This is a genomic window from Georgenia sp. H159 (assembly GCF_035607575.1).
GTDB lineage: Bacteria > Actinomycetota > Actinomycetes > Actinomycetales > Actinomycetaceae > Oceanitalea.
The window spans coordinates 365,022-382,641 of record NZ_JAYDZY010000006.1 but is presented as its reverse complement, the minus strand read 5'-3'; the positions used below and the strand labels follow the sequence as shown (position 1 = coordinate 382,641).

The 17,620-nt window shown below is 72.8% G+C and carries 15 protein-coding genes; 9 read left to right on the top strand and 6 right to left on the bottom strand.

The features are described 5' to 3' along the window. Window positions 1–42: 42 nt before the first annotated feature. The 3 genes from VR894_RS09970 to VR894_RS09960 form a co-directional block, all read right to left on the bottom strand. A complete protein-coding gene (locus VR894_RS09970; protein WP_324651230.1) occupies window positions 43–1,020 on the bottom strand; it encodes a DMT family transporter in 978 nt (325 codons plus the stop codon). Between the two features lie 91 nt (window positions 1,021–1,111). Then, entirely contained in the window at window positions 1,112–1,372 is a 261-nt protein-coding gene (gene rpsT, locus VR894_RS09965; protein WP_324651229.1) for a 30S ribosomal protein S20, read from the bottom strand. Window positions 1,373–1,553: 181 nt separating this feature from the next. After that, window positions 1,554–3,380, bottom strand: coding sequence for a BCCT family transporter (locus tag VR894_RS09960; RefSeq protein WP_324651228.1), 1,827 nt, complete (start codon window positions 3,378–3,380; stop codon window positions 1,554–1,556). A 191-nt stretch (window positions 3,381–3,571) separates the two neighbouring features. Here VR894_RS09960 and VR894_RS09955 point away from each other — a divergent pair, with 191 nt between their 5' ends. The 4 genes from VR894_RS09955 to VR894_RS09940 all read left to right on the top strand — a co-directional run bounded on the left by VR894_RS09955 (window position 3,572) and on the right by VR894_RS09940 (window position 7,531). Then, window positions 3,572–4,255, top strand: a complete 684-nt coding sequence (locus VR894_RS09955; protein ID WP_324651227.1) for a TetR/AcrR family transcriptional regulator — start codon at window positions 3,572–3,574, stop codon at window positions 4,253–4,255. Between the two features lie 67 nt (window positions 4,256–4,322). After that, window positions 4,323–5,246 (top strand): ABC transporter ATP-binding protein, encoded by a 924-nt coding sequence (locus VR894_RS09950; RefSeq protein WP_324651226.1) that lies wholly within the window; start codon window positions 4,323–4,325, stop codon window positions 5,244–5,246. Continuing rightward, window positions 5,243–6,919, top strand: coding sequence for an ABC transporter permease (locus tag VR894_RS09945; RefSeq protein WP_324651225.1), 1,677 nt, complete (start codon window positions 5,243–5,245; stop codon window positions 6,917–6,919). Before VR894_RS09950 ends, VR894_RS09945 begins: the two co-directional genes overlap by 4 nt. Before the next feature lie 45 nt (window positions 6,920–6,964). After that, complete coding sequence (locus tag VR894_RS09940; protein WP_324651224.1) at window positions 6,965–7,531, top strand: hypothetical protein; 567 nt, start codon at window positions 6,965–6,967, stop codon at window positions 7,529–7,531. A gap of 126 nt (window positions 7,532–7,657) precedes the next feature. Here VR894_RS09940 and VR894_RS09935 read toward each other — a convergent pair whose 3' ends face one another. After that, window positions 7,658–7,798 (bottom strand): hypothetical protein, encoded by a 141-nt coding sequence (locus VR894_RS09935; protein ID WP_324651223.1) that lies wholly within the window; start codon window positions 7,796–7,798, stop codon window positions 7,658–7,660. Window positions 7,799–7,951: 153 nt separating this feature from the next. Between VR894_RS09935 and lepA the strand changes: the two genes are divergently transcribed. Together lepA and hemW are read left to right on the top strand one after the other, a co-directional pair. Then, window positions 7,952–9,826 carry a translation elongation factor 4 gene (lepA, locus tag VR894_RS09930; protein WP_324651222.1) on the top strand — a complete coding sequence of 625 codons (1,875 nt, stop codon included), beginning with the start codon at window positions 7,952–7,954 and terminating at the stop codon, window positions 9,824–9,826. Beyond that, complete coding sequence (gene hemW, locus VR894_RS09925; protein WP_324651221.1) at window positions 9,823–11,061, top strand: radical SAM family heme chaperone HemW; 1,239 nt, start codon at window positions 9,823–9,825, stop codon at window positions 11,059–11,061. Before lepA ends, hemW begins: the two co-directional genes overlap by 4 nt. Window positions 11,062–11,297: 236 nt before the next feature. Here the strand turns inward: hemW and VR894_RS09920 are convergent, their stop codons facing one another. Both VR894_RS09920 and VR894_RS09915 read right to left on the bottom strand, forming a co-directional pair. Continuing rightward, complete coding sequence (locus tag VR894_RS09920; RefSeq protein WP_324651220.1) at window positions 11,298–13,556, bottom strand: DEAD/DEAH box helicase; 2,259 nt, start codon at window positions 13,554–13,556, stop codon at window positions 11,298–11,300. A gap of 1 nt (window position 13,557) precedes the next feature. Then, complete coding sequence (locus VR894_RS09915) at window positions 13,558–14,454, bottom strand: DUF3097 domain-containing protein (protein WP_324651219.1); 897 nt, start codon at window positions 14,452–14,454, stop codon at window positions 13,558–13,560. Window positions 14,455–14,588: 134 nt separating this feature from the next. On the opposite strand from VR894_RS09915, the gene hrcA reads away from it, so the two are divergent. The 3 genes from hrcA to VR894_RS09900 are packed head-to-tail and all read left to right on the top strand — an operon-like array spanning window position 14,589 to window position 17,530. Beyond that, window positions 14,589–15,608, top strand: a complete 1,020-nt coding sequence (gene hrcA, locus VR894_RS09910) for a heat-inducible transcriptional repressor HrcA (RefSeq protein ID WP_324651218.1) — start codon at window positions 14,589–14,591, stop codon at window positions 15,606–15,608. A 45-nt stretch (window positions 15,609–15,653) separates the two neighbouring features. After that, the gene (gene dnaJ / locus VR894_RS09905) at window positions 15,654–16,772 is read left to right on the top strand and encodes a molecular chaperone DnaJ (RefSeq protein WP_324651217.1); all 1,119 of its coding nucleotides are present in this window, start codon (window positions 15,654–15,656) and stop codon (window positions 16,770–16,772) included. Continuing rightward, complete coding sequence (locus VR894_RS09900; protein WP_324651216.1) at window positions 16,772–17,530, top strand: 16S rRNA (uracil(1498)-N(3))-methyltransferase; 759 nt, start codon at window positions 16,772–16,774, stop codon at window positions 17,528–17,530. The genes dnaJ and VR894_RS09900 overlap by 1 nt, the downstream gene beginning before the upstream one ends. The last annotated feature ends 90 nt before the right edge of the window (window positions 17,531–17,620 follow it).

The window sequence follows — 17,620 nt, the reverse complement described above, 5'->3', positions numbered from 1 at the left end:
GGCCCGGCCGTCTCCGGCGCGCCCGCCGCGCCGGGACGACACCTACCGCGGCCGCGGGGAGTGCCTGGCGGGGAAGGAGGCGATGGCGATCGCGACGAGGGCGAGCAGGGTGCCGGCGACGGTCCGGGCACCGACGCCCGAGCCGGAGACCGGCGCGAGGACGTCGAGGGCGAGAGAGGCGACGAGCTGGCCCGCGATGCTCCCCAGGCCGAGGACGAGTACTCCGGTGTGCGGGATGAGCGCGGCCGACCCGGCGATGAAGACGATGCCGTAGAGCCCGCCGGTGTAGAGCCACCAGTCCTCGGGAAACGTCGCGGGCAGCCCCCGGTCACGGACCAGTGCGGTGACGACGAGCGCGAGGGTCCCGGCGACGAAGTTCATCACCGTCGCGGCGAGCGGGGAGCCCGCCACGGCCCCCACCCGGGCGTTGGCCGCGTGCTGGAAGCCGGTGAGCAGTCCCGCGACGAGTGGCAGCGCCGCCGGCCCGAGGAGCTCCAGCCACGGGCGGTCACCGGTGAGCGACGAGGAGGCGGACAGCGCCACCGCGACGAGGACGAGTGCGGCACCGACGAGGCGCGACCGCGTCGGTCGTCGCCGCACGTCCTGGGCGAAGCCGACCGAGTCACTGAGCAGCCCGCTGAGCGTCTGGCCGGCGACGACCGCGACCGTGAAGATCGCCACGCCGATGACCGCGACGACGGCGGACTGGGTGATGACGAGGACCGCTCCGACGGTGCCTGCCAGCAGGTAGCCGGCAGGGAGCTCGCGTCGCCGCACGGCACCGGGCAGGCGGAGCACGCCGCGGCGCACCCGCGGCAGGCACAGCGCCACGACGACCATGACGACGAGCCCGCCCCCGAAGCTGATCGCAGCCGCCAGGACCGCGTCGTCCAGCTGCGCCCCGAGCTCGCCGTTGACGCGGGACTGCAGCGGGACCACCGCGCCGATCACGGCCGCGAGGACGGCTGCCAGCAGGGGTGGCAGTGAGCCCCGTCGTGGCCGGGACGACGGCGCGGTCATCGGGTGCTCCTCGGGAACGCAGGGTGGAACGGACGACGGCGCCGCACCCCGTGAGGGGGAGCGACGCCGTCGGTCCGGGAGGGCCGGGTCCTTAGATGCTGGAGACCTGCTTGGCCAGCTTCGACTTGCGCTGGGCGGCCTGGTTGGCGTGGATGACGCCCTTGCTCGCGGCCTTGTCGAGCTTGCGGCCGGCGGACTGCAGCGCGGCGGCCGCGGTCTCCTTGTCGCCCGCGGCGACGGCCTCACGGACGCGGCGCACGTGCGTCTTGAGCTCGGACTTCACGGCCTTGTTGCGCAGCCGGGCCTTCTCGTTGGTGAGAATGCGCTTCTTCTGGGACTTGATGTTCGCCACGTGTGGACTTCTCCTACGTCTCGCCTGAGGTCAATGGGTCGGTGAGGGCTGTGCGGGTGACCGGGACTGGGGCGTGGGGACACCGGTGGTCGGTCACGAGCCGGCCCCCGCACGACCTGGCGGAGGCTCAGCGGTGCACTTTACCAGGTGTGCCCGGTGGGTGGCCCAGGTGTGGCGCCCCTCATTCCCCACGCCACGTCCGTCTGCTCCCCACCTGCTCCGGGCTGCCGGCGAGGTCCGCCTGCGGGGCGTCGTCGTCGCGCAGCAGCTCGGCGTCGTCGAGGACGATCTCCGGCTCGTCGTCGACGACGACCTCCGTCTCCTCGTCGAGGAGGATCGGGTCGACCTCGAGCGGCTCCTGGCCCGGGACGAGCTCGGGGGTGACCGTGTACTCCTCGTCGTGCCCGTCCTCGTCGGAGCGGCGGGCCGCCTCCTCGGGAGGAAGGACGCGCCGCCAGCGGAGCACCCGGATCGGGGCCCCCTCACCGGCATCCTCCTTGAGGGCCGAGAAGATCATGAACATCATGACGTAGCCGATGACGAAGAACGGCAGGCCGACGACGATGATCACCTGTTGCAGCGCGGCCAGGCCGCCCTCGCCGGTCGCGGCCAGCATCGTGGCCGCCACCGCCCCCATGGCCACCGTCCAGAACACCCGCTGCCGGGCAGGCGCGGGCTCCTCGTAGCCGTTGCTGATCATGTCGATGACGAGGCCGGCGGAGTCGACCGACGTCGTGAAGAAGATGACGACGAGCACGACCGCGACGATCTGGGTGACCGTGGTGAGCGGGAAGTTCTCCAGGAAGACGAACAGCGCCTGGGCGACGTCCCCCTGGGCCACCACGGGCTCGACGAGCTCCCCCGGGTTGTCCCGCTCGATGGCGAAGGACGACCAGCCGAAGACGCCGAACCACAGGACGCTGAAGAGCACCGGCGCCGCCAGCACGCCGATGACGAACTGGCGGATCGTGCGGCCCTTGGAGATCTTGGCGATGAAGATCCCGGTGAACGGCGACCAGGAGATGGTCCAGGCCCAGTAGAAGACCGTCCACGTGTTCTGCCAGCCCGAGTCGCCCATGGTGTCGTTCCAGAAGGCCAGCTGCGGCAGGGCCGAGGCGTACATGCCGACGGACTCGATGGTGCCCTTGATGACGAAGAGGGTGGGGCCGGTCGCGACGACGAAGCACAGCAGGGCGACGGCCACGACGATGTTGAAGTTCGAGAGCCGTTTGATGCCCTTCTCCAGCCCCACGCTGACCGACACGACGGCGATGGCGGCGACCGCGACGATGATGACCACCTGGACGAGCCGGCTCTCCCCGAGGCCCCACAGCGAGTTGAGCCCGCTGTTGATCTGCAGCGTCCCCAGGCCCACCGAGACACCGACCCCGAAGATCGTCCCGACGATGGCGACGACGTCGATCGCCGCGCCGAGCGGACCGTGGATCCGCTCCCCGAGGAGGGGCTGGAAGATCGAGCTCACCCGGGGCGGGAGGTTGCGGCGGTACATGAAGTAGGCGAAGCCCAGGGCGGGCAGCGCGAAGATCGCCCAGGTGTGCAGGCCGAAGTGGTAGAGCGTGAAGCTGATCGCCTCGCGTGCGGCCGCGTCCGTCTGCCCCGGGACGTCCTGCATCGGCGGGTTGGCGAAGTGGTTGATCGGCTCGGCCACGCCCCAGAACATGAGGATCGAGCCGATGCCGGCCGCGAAGAGCATCGCGAACCACGCGGTGCCGGAGTGCTCCGGGCGCGTGTCGCCGAGCCGGACGCGGCCGAAGCGGCTGACCGCGAGGTAGACGAGGAAGAGCAGGAACACCGTGACGCCGAAGATGTAGAACCAGCCCAGGTTCGTCATGATCCAGCCGGAGGCACCCGCGAAGAAGGCGTCGACCTGCTCGGTGAACACGATCGTCCCGACGACGAAGACGATCGCGACGAGGGCGGCGGGGAAGAAGATGCGCGGGCTCGTGCGGAGCCCCAGCACCCCGTGGAGCCGGTCGAGCAGCGTCATTGGTGAAGGTGTCCCTCGTCTCGGTGATCGGTCGCCGACGACCGTAGCCAGGGCGGCAGGCGCCCGCACCCTCCGAGGGCACCCGGGTGAGGCTTCTCACCCCGGGTGCCGGTGCGCCCGGTCGCGCTCGTTCGGCCGCTCCGTGCGCATCACCCTTGCGCGCGGGTGAACGAGTGTTTACTCTGGTGAACATGCGTTCACCGCAGCCGGTGTCGGACACCCGGACCCGCATCCTCGACGCTGCCGTCGGCAGGTTCGGCCGCGACGGTTTCGCCGCGCCGCTGCGGACGGTCGCGGCCGACGCCGGGGTGAGCGCCGCCGCGATCATCAAGCACTTCGGGTCGAAGGAGGCGCTGCACACCGCGTGCGACGAGCACGTGCTCGAGATCATCGGGCACCACAAGCGCGAGGCGATGCAGTCCTCGGACCTGCGGGCGACGTTCCTCGCGCAGATGGCCGTGCTCGACGAGTTCCAGCCGCTCATCCGCTACTTCGTGCGCAGCCTGCTCACCGGCGGCGACGTCGCGCGGCACCTGCTGACGGAGATGCGCTCCCAGGCGATGGACTGGATGCGGGACGGGGTGGCGGCAGGCAACCTCAGGCCCAGCCGCAACGAGGAGTTGCGCGTGAAGTTCACCTTCAGCGCGTCCATCGGCTGGATGGTGCAGTCCGTGCTCGCCGCCGGCGTGGAGCTCGGCGAGCTCGACTCGACGTTCTGGAGACGCACCTTCGAGGAGATGATGCTGCCCGCCCTCGAGGTCTACACCGAGGGCCTTCTCAGCGACCGCGCGATGCTCGACGAGTACCTGCTCTACGTGGGCGACCCGCCGGGGAGCGACGCCCCGGACGACGACGCCGTCAGCGAGCCCGCGTAGCGCGCTCCCGGCCGTCGGTCCGTGGCTCTCACAGCCACCCCTACCCATCCACGTCGAAAGGCAGACCATGGCCACCACCGCACGGGGCGCCGCCCCGGCACTCCACCTGGCCGAGGTCACCAAGAAGTACGGCAGGGTCCAGGCCCTCGCCGGCCTCGACCTCGAGGTCACCCCGGGGGAGGTGCACGGCTTCCTCGGGCCCAACGGGGCCGGGAAGTCCACCACGATCCGCATCCTGCTCGGCATCCTGCGCCACGACTCCGGAACCGTGCGCCTCCTCGGCGGGGACCCGTGGCACGACGCCGTCGACCTGCACGGCCGGCTCGCCTACGTCCCGGGGGACGTCGAGCTGTGGCCCAACCTCACCGGAGGGGAGGCGATCGACCTGTTCGCCCGCCTGCGGGGAGGAGTCGACACGAGGAAGCGGGACGAGCTCCTCGAGCGCTTCGACCTCGACCCCCGCAAGAAGGGCCGCACCTACTCCAAGGGCAACCGGCAGAAGGTCGCCCTCATCTCCGCCCTGGCCAGCGACGTCGAGCTGCTGCTGCTCGACGAGCCGACCGCGGGCCTCGACCCGCTCATGGAGGCCGTCTTCCAGGAGTGCATCCGCGAGGCGAAGGAGGCCGGCCGCACCGTGCTGCTGTCCAGCCACATCCTGGCCCAGGTCGAGGTGCTGGCCGACCGGATCTCCATCATCCGCAAGGGCCGGATCGTGGAGTCCGGGACGCTGGCCGACCTGCGGCACCTCAGCCGCACCACGGTGACCGTGACGACACGGGACCCGCTCGACCGGCTCTCGGGGCGGCCCGGGGTGCACGACCTGCACCTTGAGGGCGAGCAGCTGCGCTTCTCCGTCGACGCCACCCACCTGCCCGACGTCATGGTCGATCTCGCGGGTCACGGTGTGCGGACCCTGGCCGCGGCCCCGCCGACCCTCGAGCAGCTCCTCCTTCGCCACTACGGCGACGAGCAGAACGGCACGGAGTCATGAGCACGACGACGACACCCACCCCACCCCGCGTGCGCGCCGAGGCCGGTGCTGCGCAGCGCGGCCCACTGACGGGCACGGGGACGGTGCTGCGCTTCATGCTGCGCCGGGACCGGATCCGCTTCCCGGCCTGGACGCTGGGGCTCACGGCGATGATGGCCTACTTCGCCAACGCGCTCCCGCTCATCTTCGGGGACGAGGACTCGCTCGAGACGCTGACCGTCTTCGTCACCAACCCGGCGATGGCGCTCATCGGTGGCCGCGGCTACGGCTTCGACGACATCACCCTGCCCCGCTTCCTCGTCGGCATGTACGGCGTCTTCGTCATGCTCGGGGCCGCCCTCATGAGCATCATGACGGTCTCCCGGCACACCCGGGCCGAGGAGCAGACGGGGCGCGCCGAGCTGGTCCGCGCGAACGTCACCGGCCGGCACGCCCAGCTGACGGCCGCCCTCGTCGTCGCCGTGGCGATGAACGTCGTCGTCGCCGTTCTCATGGGCGCGGCGCTCATGGGGTCGGCGATGGAGCCGGAGCCGGCGTCGTCGGCCTTCCTGTTCGCCCTGAGCATCGGCGCGGTCGGGCTCGCGTTCGCCGGCGTCACGGCCGTGACGGTCCAGCTCTCGCCGTACTCGCGTGCCGCGTCCGGGATGGCCGGCGCCGTGCTCGGTGCCGCCTTCGCGGTCCGCGGTCTGGGGGACATGTCCGCGGCGCAGGACGGCGGCCTGGGGTGGCTGTCGTGGCTCTCGCCGCTCGGCTGGGCCCAGCAGACGGCGCCGTTCACGTACGACCGCTGGTGGCCACTCCTGCTGCCCGTCCTCCTGCTCGTGGTGCTCTCCGCGGTCGCCTACGGCCTGCAGGGCACCCGCGACCTGGGGGCGGGACTCCTCCCGGACCGTCTCGGCTCGGCCCACGCGGCCGAGTGGCTGCGCGGCCCGTTGAGCCTCGCCTACCGCCTCCAGCGGGCGGGCCTCATCGGCTGGTCGGTCGCGATGCTCGTCGCGGGCATCGCCTTCGGGGCCTTCGCGCAGCCGATGGAGGAGGGCGTGGCCGGCATGCCCGACGAGATCGTCGAGCTCATGGGTGGTGCCGGTGAGATCGTCGACGGCTACCTCGGCTTCATGGGGCTGTACTTCGCGATCATGGTGGCCGCCTACGCGATCATCTCCGTCCAGGGGCTGCGCGGCGAGGAGCAGGGGGTGCGCGCCGAGCCGGTGCTGGCCACGCCGGTCAGCCGTTCCCGGTGGTTGCTGTCCTGGTCCGCGGTGACCGCGGCCGGTGCGCTGTGGCTGCTGCTGCTCGCCGGCGTCGGTGAGGGGCTGGGCGCCGCGGCGACGATCGGCGACTGGGACCTGCTCGCTCCGACGGTGCTCGGTCACGTCGCCCACACGCCGGTCGTGTGGTTCTTCCTCGGGCTGGCGGCAGTCCTCTACGGGCTGGCGCCGCGCGCCGTCGGCCTCGTCTGGGCGGTGTACGCCTTCGGCGTCCTCATGAGCCTCTTCGGGCCGATGCTCGAGCCGCCGCAGGCCGCCCTGGACGCCTCCCCGTTCCTCCACATCGGCCAGCACCCGGCGGAGGAGATCTCCTGGGTCGCGGCCACCCTGCTCACGGCGGTCGCCGTCGCACTCGTCGCGGGTGGTGCGGCAGCGTTCCGGCGGCGTGACCTCGTCACCGCCTGACCTCACGGGTGCGGACCCGCCGCCGCGGCGTGGCAGGCTTGGACCATGAGTGCGACGAGCGACGCGATGAACCGGGTCGTCGCCAACCTCGTGCGGCTGGCGCGGCGGCCGGGACGGCTGCTGCTCACCGCGGCCGCCGTCCCGGTCGGCGTCTTCGCCCTGCTCGCGCTGCTCCTCGGGCTCGACGCCGCGGCCTGGACCGGGTGGGTGCCGCTCGTCCTCGCGGGGGTGCTCGCCGTCCCCGTCGTCGTCCTCACCGTGCGCCGCGAGCGGCTGCAACGCACGACGGCGGACCTCGGTGACCACCCCGTGACCACGGCCGGCGGCGTCCTCGTCGTCCCCGGCGACCGCACCGCCCGCGCGCCGACGGAGGAGGAGCTCGCCACGTTGAGCGAGGCGATGGACGAGGGCCGGGTCCGCACCGCGCGGTGGTTCCCCCGGGTGGAGGCCACCCAGCGCGCGCTCGTCCGGGCGGCGGGCGGCACCGTCCACGCGCCCTACCTCAGGGACGACCTTCGGGTGACGCTCCTCGCCTTCCTCGGCACGGTGGCGGCGATCCCGCTCGGCGTCCTCGGCGCGTTCGTCAGCGCCTTCGCCCTGCTCCTGGGCTGAGCGAACGGTGCGCGGCCGGCGAGCCTAGCTGCGCCCCGGGGGCCTCGGTGTGGAGTATCGGACCGCAGCGGTCCGACACCCCACACGGAGCGGTCCGGCGGGACGGGGCGGGGCTCGGTGAGCGCGTCAGGAGGGCTCCGCGCGCAGCTGGTCGGCGATCTCCTCCTCGGGACGGGGCGGGACGGTCTCGTCCTCCTCGAGCAGCACGGGGTCGTCGTGGTGGGCGGGGAGCGGCTCGTGCGGCGTCTCGTCGGGCTGGGTCGACATCGGCGGGACTTCCTCTCCTGAGCGGGACGCGGGTGCGACCCGGGTCACCAGCGTAGGACGAGGGCGCGGCAGGAGACGTGGTCGTGGGACGATAGGACGCAGTGTGTTCTCGCGCGGCCGGTGGCCGCGCCTCGTCCCGTCCAAGGAACGTGAGTGTCCCCGATCCCCAGCCCGAAGCTGACCGAAGCGATCGCGCCGGCCGCGACCGCCCCCGAGCTGCTGCGCAACTTCTGCATCATCGCCCACATCGACCACGGCAAGTCGACGCTGGCCGACCGGATGCTGCAGCTCACCGGCGTCGTCGAGGACCGCGCCATGCGTGCCCAGTACCTCGACCGGATGGACATCGAGCGCGAGCGGGGCATCACCATCAAGTCCCAGGCCGTGCGCATGCCGTGGCAGGTGGGCGACACCGCCTACGCCCTCAACATGATCGACACGCCCGGGCACGTCGACTTCACCTACGAGGTCTCCCGCTCGCTGGCGGCCTGCGAGGGAGCGCTGCTGCTCGTCGACGCCGCTCAGGGCATCGAGGCGCAGACCCTCGCCAACCTGTACCTGGCGATGGAGAACGACCTCACGATCATCCCGGTGCTCAACAAGATCGACCTGCCCGGCGCCCAGCCTGAGCGCTACGCGGACGAGCTCGCGAACCTCATCGGCGGCGAGCCGGAGGACTGCCTGCAGGTCTCGGGCAAGACGGGCGTCGGCGTGCCGGAGCTGCTCGACCGCCTCGTGCGCGACATCCCGGCCCCTGTCGGCGACCCGGACGCGCCGTCGCGCGCGATGATCTTCGACTCCGTCTACGACACCTACCGGGGCGTGGTCACCTACGTGCGCGTCGTCGACGGCACGATCCGGCCACGCGAGAAGCTCAGCATGATGTCGACCGGCACCAGCGTCGACCTCCTCGAGATCGGTGTCAGCTCTCCCGAGCCGAAGCCCACCAAGGGCCTGAGCGTCGGTGAGGTCGGCTACCTCATCACCGGCGTCAAGGACGTGCGCCAGGCCCGCGTGGGGGACACGGTCACCAACGCCGCCCGCCCCGCCGCCGAGCCCGTCGGGGAGTACCGCGACCCGCAGCCGATGGTTTACTCCGGGCTCTTCCCGGTGGACGGCTCGGACTACCCGGTGCTGCGCGACGCGCTGGACAAGCTCAAGCTCAACGACGCCGCGCTCACCTACGAGCCGGAGACCTCCGTCGCCCTGGGCTTCGGGTTCCGCTGCGGCTACCTCGGCCTGCTGCACCTGGAGATCGTCCGGGAGCGGCTGGAGCGCGAGTTCGACCTCGACCTCATCTCCACCGCCCCGAACGTCGTCTACGGCGTGGTGACCGAGGACGGCACCCGCACCGAGGTCACCAACCCGAGCGAGTACCCCGACGGGAAGATCGCCGAGGTCTACGAGCCCGTCGTGCGCGCGACGATCATCACGCCGTCGGAGTTCATCGGCCAGGTCATGGAGCTGTGCCAGCAGCGCCGCGGCGTCCAGGACGGGATGGACTACCTCTCTCCGGAGCGCGTGGAGATGCGCTACCACCTGCCGCTCGCGGAGATCGTCTTCGACTTCTTCGACCAGCTCAAGTCCCGCACCCGCGGCTACGCGTCTTTCGACTACGAGGCCGACGGCGAGCAGGTGGCCGACCTCGTCAAGGTCGACATCCTGCTGCACCACGAGCAGGTCGACGCCTTCAGCGCGATCGTCCACCGGGACAAGGCCTACTCCTACGGCGTGGAGATGGCCGGCAAGCTGCGTGAGATCATCCCGAGGCAGCAGTTCGAGGTGCCGATCCAGGCCGCCATCGGTGCCCGGATCATCGCCCGCGAGACCATTCGGGCGCTGCGCAAGGACATGCTCGCCAAGTGCTACGGCGGTGACATCTCCCGCAAGCGCAAGCTCCTGGAGAAGCAGAAGGAGGGCAAGAAGCGGATGAAGAACATCGGGCGGGTCGAGGTCCCGCCGGAGGCATTCATCGCGGCCCTGTCCTCCGACACCCCGACGGGCAAGGACGCCAAGGCCAAGAGGTGAGTCCTGCCCTGCCCGCGGGCGACCCGGTCCCCGCCGACGGCGCACTGCCCGCGACCGCAGCGGTCGGCTCGGCCGAGCGGGACCTCGGCATCTACCTCCACGTGCCCTTCTGCCGGGTGCGCTGCGGCTACTGCGACTTCAACACCTACACCGCCACCGAGCTCGGCGGCGGTGCGAGCCAGGCCGCCTACGCCGACACCGCGCGGCGGGAGATCGACCTCGCCGCCGGCGTGCTCGCGCGCGCCGGTGTCGCCGAACGGCCCGTCTCCACGGTGTTCGTCGGAGGGGGCACCCCGACCCTGCTGCCGGCCGCCGACCTCGCGACGATGCTCGACCACGTCCGCGCGACGTGGGGCCTGGCTCCGGGCGCCGAGGTGACGACCGAGGCCAACCCGGACTCCGTCACGCCGGCCTCACTGGAGGAGCTGGCGTGTGCCGGCTTCACCCGCGTCTCCTTCGGCATGCAGTCCGCCGTCCCGCACGTGCTCGCCACCCTCGACCGCACGCACGACCCGGAGCGACTGCCCGACGTCGTCCGCTGGGCTCGCGAGGCCGGCCTCGCCGTCTCCGTCGACCTCATCTACGGCACGCCGGGGGAGTCGGCCGCTGACTGGCGGACCAGCCTGGAGGCCGCCGTCGACCTCGAGCCGGACCACGTGTCGGCCTACGCGCTGGGGATCGAGCCGGGCACCAAGATGGGCGCCCAGGTCCGCCGCGGCGAGCTCCCGATGCCGGACGACGACGACGCAGCAGCCAAGTACGAGGTGGCCGACGACGTCCTCACCGCCGCCGGGCTGTCCTGGTACGAGGTGTCGAACTTCGCCCGGACGCCGCAGGACGCGTGCCGGCACAACCTCGCCTACTGGCGCGGCGCCGACTGGTGGGGGATCGGGCCCGGCGCGCACAGCCACGTCGGCGGGGTGCGCTGGTGGAACGTCAAGCACCCGCGCGCCTACGCCCACCGGCTCGAGCAGGGCCAGAGCCCGGGTGCCGGGCAGGAGCTCCTCGACGACGACGCGCGCGAGCTCGAGCGGATCATGCTCGGCGTGCGCCTGGCCGAGGGTCTGGAGCTTGCTCCCGGCACGGGACGGGTCCCGGAGCGGCACCGCAGGGCGGTGGCCGAGCTCATCGCCGAGGGGCTGGTGGAGATGCCGCCGGCGCGCCAGGGCCGCATCGCGCTGACCCGCCGCGGCCGCCTCCTCGCCGACGCGGTCGTCCGCGCCCTCACCCCCTGACGGCGCGGTGGTGCCGGTGCGCCGTCCCCACCCGCCCTGCCGCCGGGAGCGGGATTGTTGTGTTGGCGCGGTGGTGCCGGCGCACCGTCCCCACCCCTCCTGCCGCCGAGAGCGGAGTTGTTGCGTCGGCGCCGGGGTGCCGGTGTAGCGTCCCCGCCCCTTCTTGCCGCCGAGAGCTGAGTTGTTGCGTACCCGGGCTGCACACACCCCAGCTGCCGGCGAAGGGGGCAGCTGAGCTACGAGGTGCCGAGCTCCTCCCACACCGGGCCGTAGCCGAGGCGGGCCTGCTCCGCGGCGACCACCTGGCGGGCGAGCTCGGCCTCGGTGACGTCGACGGCGGCCAGCGCGTGCTGGGCCAGGCTCGACTCACCGGCGAACGCGTCGAAGACCTGCCGCTTGCCGGCGAGGAGCTCCTCGATGCGCTCGTCGACGCTGTCCTCGGTGAGGAGCCGGTGGACCTGCACCGGCCGGGTCTGACCCATGCGGTGCACCCGCCCCACGGCCTGGTCCTCGACCGCGGGGACGAGCTGCGGCTCGGCGAGGATGACGACGCTCGCCGCCTGGACGTTGAGCCCCACCCCGCCCGCGGTGACCTGGCTGACGAGCACGGCTCCGGCAGGCGCCACGGTGAAGGAGTCGACGACGTCCTGTCGCTGCGCCGCGGGAACGGAACCCGTGATCGGACCGAAGGCTGCGACGTCGGGAAGGAGTGCCACCTGCTCGGCAACGCGGGCGACGACATCACGGAAGAAGGAGAAGACGACGACGCGCTGGCCACCGTCGCGTGCCTGCTCGACGATCTCGAGCAGCCGTTCGAGCTTGGCGGAGTCGCGCGGGTCCGCAACCGTGAGGTCGGCCCGGCGCATCGCCATGAGGTTGCCGGACGCGACCGCCTCCCGGTAGCGACGCTCGGCGGCCGGGGTGAGCGTCTCCCACTCGTCGACGACGAGCCGCGGAGGCAGCTCCAGGAGCACGTCCTCGAGGTTGCGGCGCAGGTAGACCGGCGCGATGTGACGGCGGAACGCCTCCGCCCCGGCGATCCCGAGGCTCGGCGGCAGCGATGCGACGAGCTCCGGCTGCAGCATCGCGGCCAGGGAGCGCAGATCCTCCACCCGGTTGAGCAGTGCCGTGCCGGTGAGGAACAGCGCACGGGGGACGTGGGCCGCCCACTCCGCCACCCGCTGGGAGCGCCGGGCATCGGGGTTCTTCACGTAGTGCGCCTCGTCGACGACGAGCAGCGCCGACATCAGCGGCGGAAACAACTCCGCTGTCGGCGAGAAGGGGGTGGGGGCTGGCAGCGCGAAGGGGGTGGGTTCCGGTGGGGCGGGGACGTGACTCAGGCCCTGGAAGGTGGTCACCGCGACGCCGCCGTCGCGCTGCCACGCCGCCAGGGCCTCCTCGCGGCCGGGGCCGTGCACGCGGTGGACGCGCAGCTCGCTGTGGGCCGCCACCTCGCGGCACCAGTTGACGACGACGCTCGCCGGGCACACGACGAGGAAGGACCGCTCCCCACCGGCGGCGAGGTGCGCCATGACCGCGATCGCCTGGACCGTCTTCCCCAGGCCCATCTCGTCGCCGATGAGCACCCGCCCCTGGTTGAGGGCGAACCGCGCGCCGAAGGCCTGGTAGCCCCGCAGCCGGGCGCGGAGCAGCGAGGTGTCCAGCGGGAAGGACTCGATGCGCTCGACGAGCTCGGTCGGCAGCGCGCCGTGGCCGAGCACGTTGATCCCCGGGACCACCTCGCCCAGCAGCGCGTAGTACGTCGCGGCGTCGCGCTCGATGTCCTCCCACACGGTGAGCGGGCCGGGTGGCTGCTCGGCCAGGTGGGCGGTGAGCCGTCCGACGACGTCGGGCAGCCCGGTCGAGGCGAGCCACGGTGCCCACCGCGCCAGCCCGTCCAGCGCCTCCTGCGCCCGGGAGCGCGTCCGGCGGCCGCGCAGGAGCAGCCCGAGGCGGCTCCGGGCGGGCCGTGCCTGCTGCGCGAGCACGTCCACCGAGGAGACGACGTCACCCAGCTGCTCACGGTGGGGCGCGAGCAGCCCGTCGAGCCGGTGGAGGCGGTGCAGGAGCGCGGCCAGCCCGAGGCCGAGCGGTCCGTCGCCGCCCATGTCGAGCCGGACGGGCAGGCCGGCGCGCAGCGTGTCGGCCAGCCGCCCGGCCGCCGCGACCGCGGCCCGGGCCGTGTGCGGACCGACGCCCGGGAGCGCGTCGAGCCGCTCCACCCCCACAACGAGGACGTCGTGGACGGTGCGCACGCCGGCGTCCTCCAGCGCCTGGAGACGCAGGTTCCGCTCGGTGGTCCCGCGCAGCCGGCCGACCTCGATTCCCACGAGCTCGTCCCGGAGCCGGGAGTCCCGGTAGCCCTCGACGATCCGCACGATCTGCCGTCGGAGGTCGTCCTCGGCGGCGAGGACGGACGCCGCGGCGCCGGCGAGGGCGAGGCGCTCGTCGAGCAGCGCCCGGGCCTCGGCGCCCGGCCGCACGGGAGCGCTCACGCTACTCCGGGACCTCGGTGACGAAGTCGATGAGCTCCTCCATCCGGCCCAGCAGCGCGGGGGAGAGGTCCTTGTAGCTGCGCACGGTCCCGAGGATCCGCTTCCAGCCGCGCGCGACGTCGCCCTGGTCCGCGTGCGGCCAGCCGAGCGCGGCGAGCGTGCCGACCTTGATGTCCGTGCCGCGCGGCACGTCCGGCCACGCCTGCAGCCCCACCCGTTCGGGGCGCACCGCCTGCCACACGTCGACGTACGGGTGCCCCAGCACCTTGACGTTCCGGGCGGCGCGCGGCCCGAGGGAGCGCAGCACCTCCTGGACGAGGCGGGTCTCCTTGGACCCCGTGACGAAGTGGTCGACGAGCACCCCCGCACGCCGGGTCGGCCCGGGGCCGAAGTCCGCCAGCGCCGCAGCCAGGTTGTCCACGCCCTCGAGGAGCTCGACGACGACGCCCTCGACGCGCAGGTCGTCGCCCCACACCCGCTCGACGAGCTCGGCGTCGTGCCGGCCCTCGACCCAGATCCGCGACGCCCGCGCCACCCGCGCCCGGCTCGTGTCGACCGCGATGGAGCCCGACGCCGTCAACTTGCGCCCCCCGGAGGTCACCGGACCCGTGGGCGTGACCGTGCGGGCGGGCGGCACCAGCCGCACCGGCTTGCCGTCGACCCAGAAGCCCGCGCCGAGCGGGAAGGTGCGGGTGCGGCCGCGCCGGTCCTCGAGGACGACGACGTGCATCCCGCCGGACTTCTCCACGGCGGTCACCGCACCGACCCAGCCGGTCTCGACGTCCTCGACGACGAGACCGGGCTCGGCGGGCTGGTCCCGGGAGGTGGGGCGGTGGGCGTAGGCACCCGTACGGTGGGGGTCGGACGCGAGCACGTCCGAGCCGTAGCGATCGGTCACCCCGGCAGCCTAGGCGCGCGGTGGCTGAGGTCACGAGACACCCGGTGGCGTGGCGCGTAGAATTAGCACTCCGAGCCGGTGAGTGCTGACCACCGGCCGCTGTCGTGACCGGGCCGAGTCGTGAGGAGGACGTCATGGGTCAGGACCGTCGACTCGACGTGCTGCGCGCGATCGTCGAGGACTACGTGCACACCCGGGAGCCGGTGGGGTCCAAGGCGCTGGTCGAGCGCCACTCGCTGGGCGTCTCGCCGGCCACGATCCGCAACGACATGGCGGTGCTCGAGGAGAGCGGCCTCATCCACCAGCCGCACACCTCGGCGGGCCGCGTGCCGACCGACAAGGGCTACCGCCTGTTCGTCGACCAGATCTCCACGCTCAAGCCGCTCTCGACGGCGGAGCGGCGGGCCATCCAGCACCTCCTCGAGGGTGCGGTCGACCTCGACGACGTCGTCGAGCGCACCGTGCGGCTGCTCTCCCACCTCACCCACCAGGTCGCCGTCGTCCAGTACCCCTCGCTGCGCAACTCGGCGCTGCGGCACATCGAGCTCGTCCCGCTGTCCGAGCGCCGGCTGCTCATCGTCATCATCACCGACTCCGGCCGGGTCGAGCAGCGGGCGATCGAGGTCGAGACGCCGCTGGACCCGGTCGTCGTCGCCGAGCTGCGGGCGCGCATCAACGCGGGCAGCATCGGGCGGCGGGTCGCCGACATCGGCACCGGGCTGGAGGACACCACCCGGAAGTTCGCGCCGGAGCACCGCCCGCTCGTCGCCAGCGTCATCGAGGTGCTCTCCGAGACGCTGCGGATGGACGCCGAGGACCGCATCGTCATGGCGGGCACGGCCAACCTGGCGCGCTCGGACCTCGACTTCCCGCGCACCATCGGCCCGGTCCTCGAGGCGCTCGAGGAGCAGGTCGTGCTGCTCAAGCTGCTCCACGAGATGGGTGAGGACGACTCGGTCGGCGTGAGCATCGGTGAGGAGAACCGCCACGAGGCCCTGTCGGAGGCATCGATCGTGGCGACCGCCTACGGTGGGGGCAGTGGCGAGGGGGTGGCGCGTCTCGGCGTGCTCGGCCCCACCCGGATGGACTATGCCTCCACGATGTCCTCCGTGCGGGCCGTGGCCCGCTACCTGTCGCGGATCCTCACCGGCTGACCCGCACGACGCACCACCCGAAGAACCCCCACAGGAAGTGACCTGGTGAACGACTACTACGAGATCCTCGGCGTGCCGCGTACCGCGACGCAGGAGGAGATCAAGCGCGCCTACCGCAAGCAGGCGCGCAAGCTGCACCCCGACGTCGCCGGCCCGGAGGCCGAGGACCAGTTCAAGGAGGTCGGGCGCGCCTACGAGGTGCTGTCCAACCCCGAGAAGCGCCAGATGTACGACCTCGGTGGCGAGTCGGCGCTGGGCGGCAACGGGGGAGCGGGTGCCGGCTTCGGGTTCTCCGACATCTTCGAGACGTTCTTCGGTGCCGCGACGGGGGCCGGCCGCGGCCCGGCTCCCCGCGGCCGCCGCGGCCAGGACGCCCTCATCCGCCTGGAGATCGACCTGCGCGACGCCGTCTTCGGCGTCGAGGAGGAGGTCCAGGTGGAGACCGCCGTGCTGTGCGGCACGTGCAACGGCACGTGCACCCGCCCCGGCACCCACGTGCAGACCTGCGCGGTCTGCGGTGGGCGCGGCTCCGTCCAGCGGGTCGCGCGCTCCTTCCTCGGCAACGTCATGACGACGTCGCCCTGCTCGGCCTGCGGCGGCCACGGCACCACCATCCCGGACCCCTGCCCGGAGTGCTCCGGCCAGGGCCGCGTCCGCACCCGCCGCTCCATCCCGGTCTCCGTGCCCGCGGGCGTCGACACCGGCAACCGGATCAAGCTCACCGGCAGCGGCGAGGTCGGCCCCGGCGGTGGCCCCGCCGGCGACCTCTACGTCGAGCTGAAGGTGCGCAACCACCCCGTCTTCGCCCGCCGCGGCGACGACCTGTACGCCCGCGTCGAGGTCCCGATGACCGCCGCCGCGCTGGGCACGGTCCTCCACCTGGAGACCTTCGACGGCGACGAGGAGATCGACATCGAGCCGGGCACCCAGCCCGAGGAGGTCATCACCCTGCCCGGGCTGGGCGTCGGCCACCTCAACGGCATGGGCCGCGGGGACCTCAAGGTCCAGGTCGACGTCGAGGTGCCCACCGCCCTGGACGACCGGCAGCGCGAGATCCTCCTCGAGCTGGCCACCCTGCGCGGCGAGGAGCGCGCCGAGCCGCGCCTCACGCCCGCCACCAACGGCGTGTTCTCCCGGCTGCGGGACAGGTTCTCCGGCCGCTGATGACCGCGCCCGTCTTCATCGGCGCCCCGGAGGACCTCGCCGTCGCGCGGCCGGGTGCCACCCTCACCGTCCGCGGGCCCGAGGGCCGGCACGCCGTCTCCGTCCGGCGGGTCCGGCCGGGGGAGGTCGTCGACGTCGTCGACGGCGAGGGCACCCGGGCGCGCGGGGAGGTCACCGCGGCGGCGGGCGAGGAGCTCGTCGTCCGGGTCGACGACGTCACCCGCGAGCCCGAGCCCGCGGTGCGGCTCACGCTCGTGCAGGCCCTGGCGAAGGGTGGCCGTGACGAGCAGGCCGTCGAGACGGCGACCGAGATCGGCATCGACGCCATCCTCCCGTGGCAGAGCGAGCGGTGCGTCTCGGTGTGGGCCGGCAAGAAGGCCGGCCGCGGACGCGAGCGGTGGCAGGCCGTCGCGCTCGCCGCCACCAAGCAGTCCCGCCGCGCGCGGGTGCCGCACGTGGAGGAGCTCGCCGTCGGCCGGGCGCTCCTCGACCGGGTCGCGGACGTCACCGCCGCCGGGGGAAGCGTCCTCGTCCTCCACGAGGAGGCGACGCACGCCCTGGCCGCCGCGCCGCTGCCGGACGCGGGCGACGTGCTCCTCGTCGTCGGGCCCGAGGGGGGCCTGAGCCCGCGTGAGGTCACCGACCTCACCGAGCGCGGCGCCGTCGTCGTCCGCCTCGGTCCGCACGTGCTGCGCACCTCGACCGCCGGCCCGGTCGCCGCGGCCCTGCTCGCGCAGCGGCTCGGCCGCTGGGGCTGACCGTTTCGGGAAGGATCCGGCGCCGCTCCCCGTTAGACTCGCCGTACGCCTGCCACCCACTCCAGGAGGAACCGGGCCACCGCGCCCACG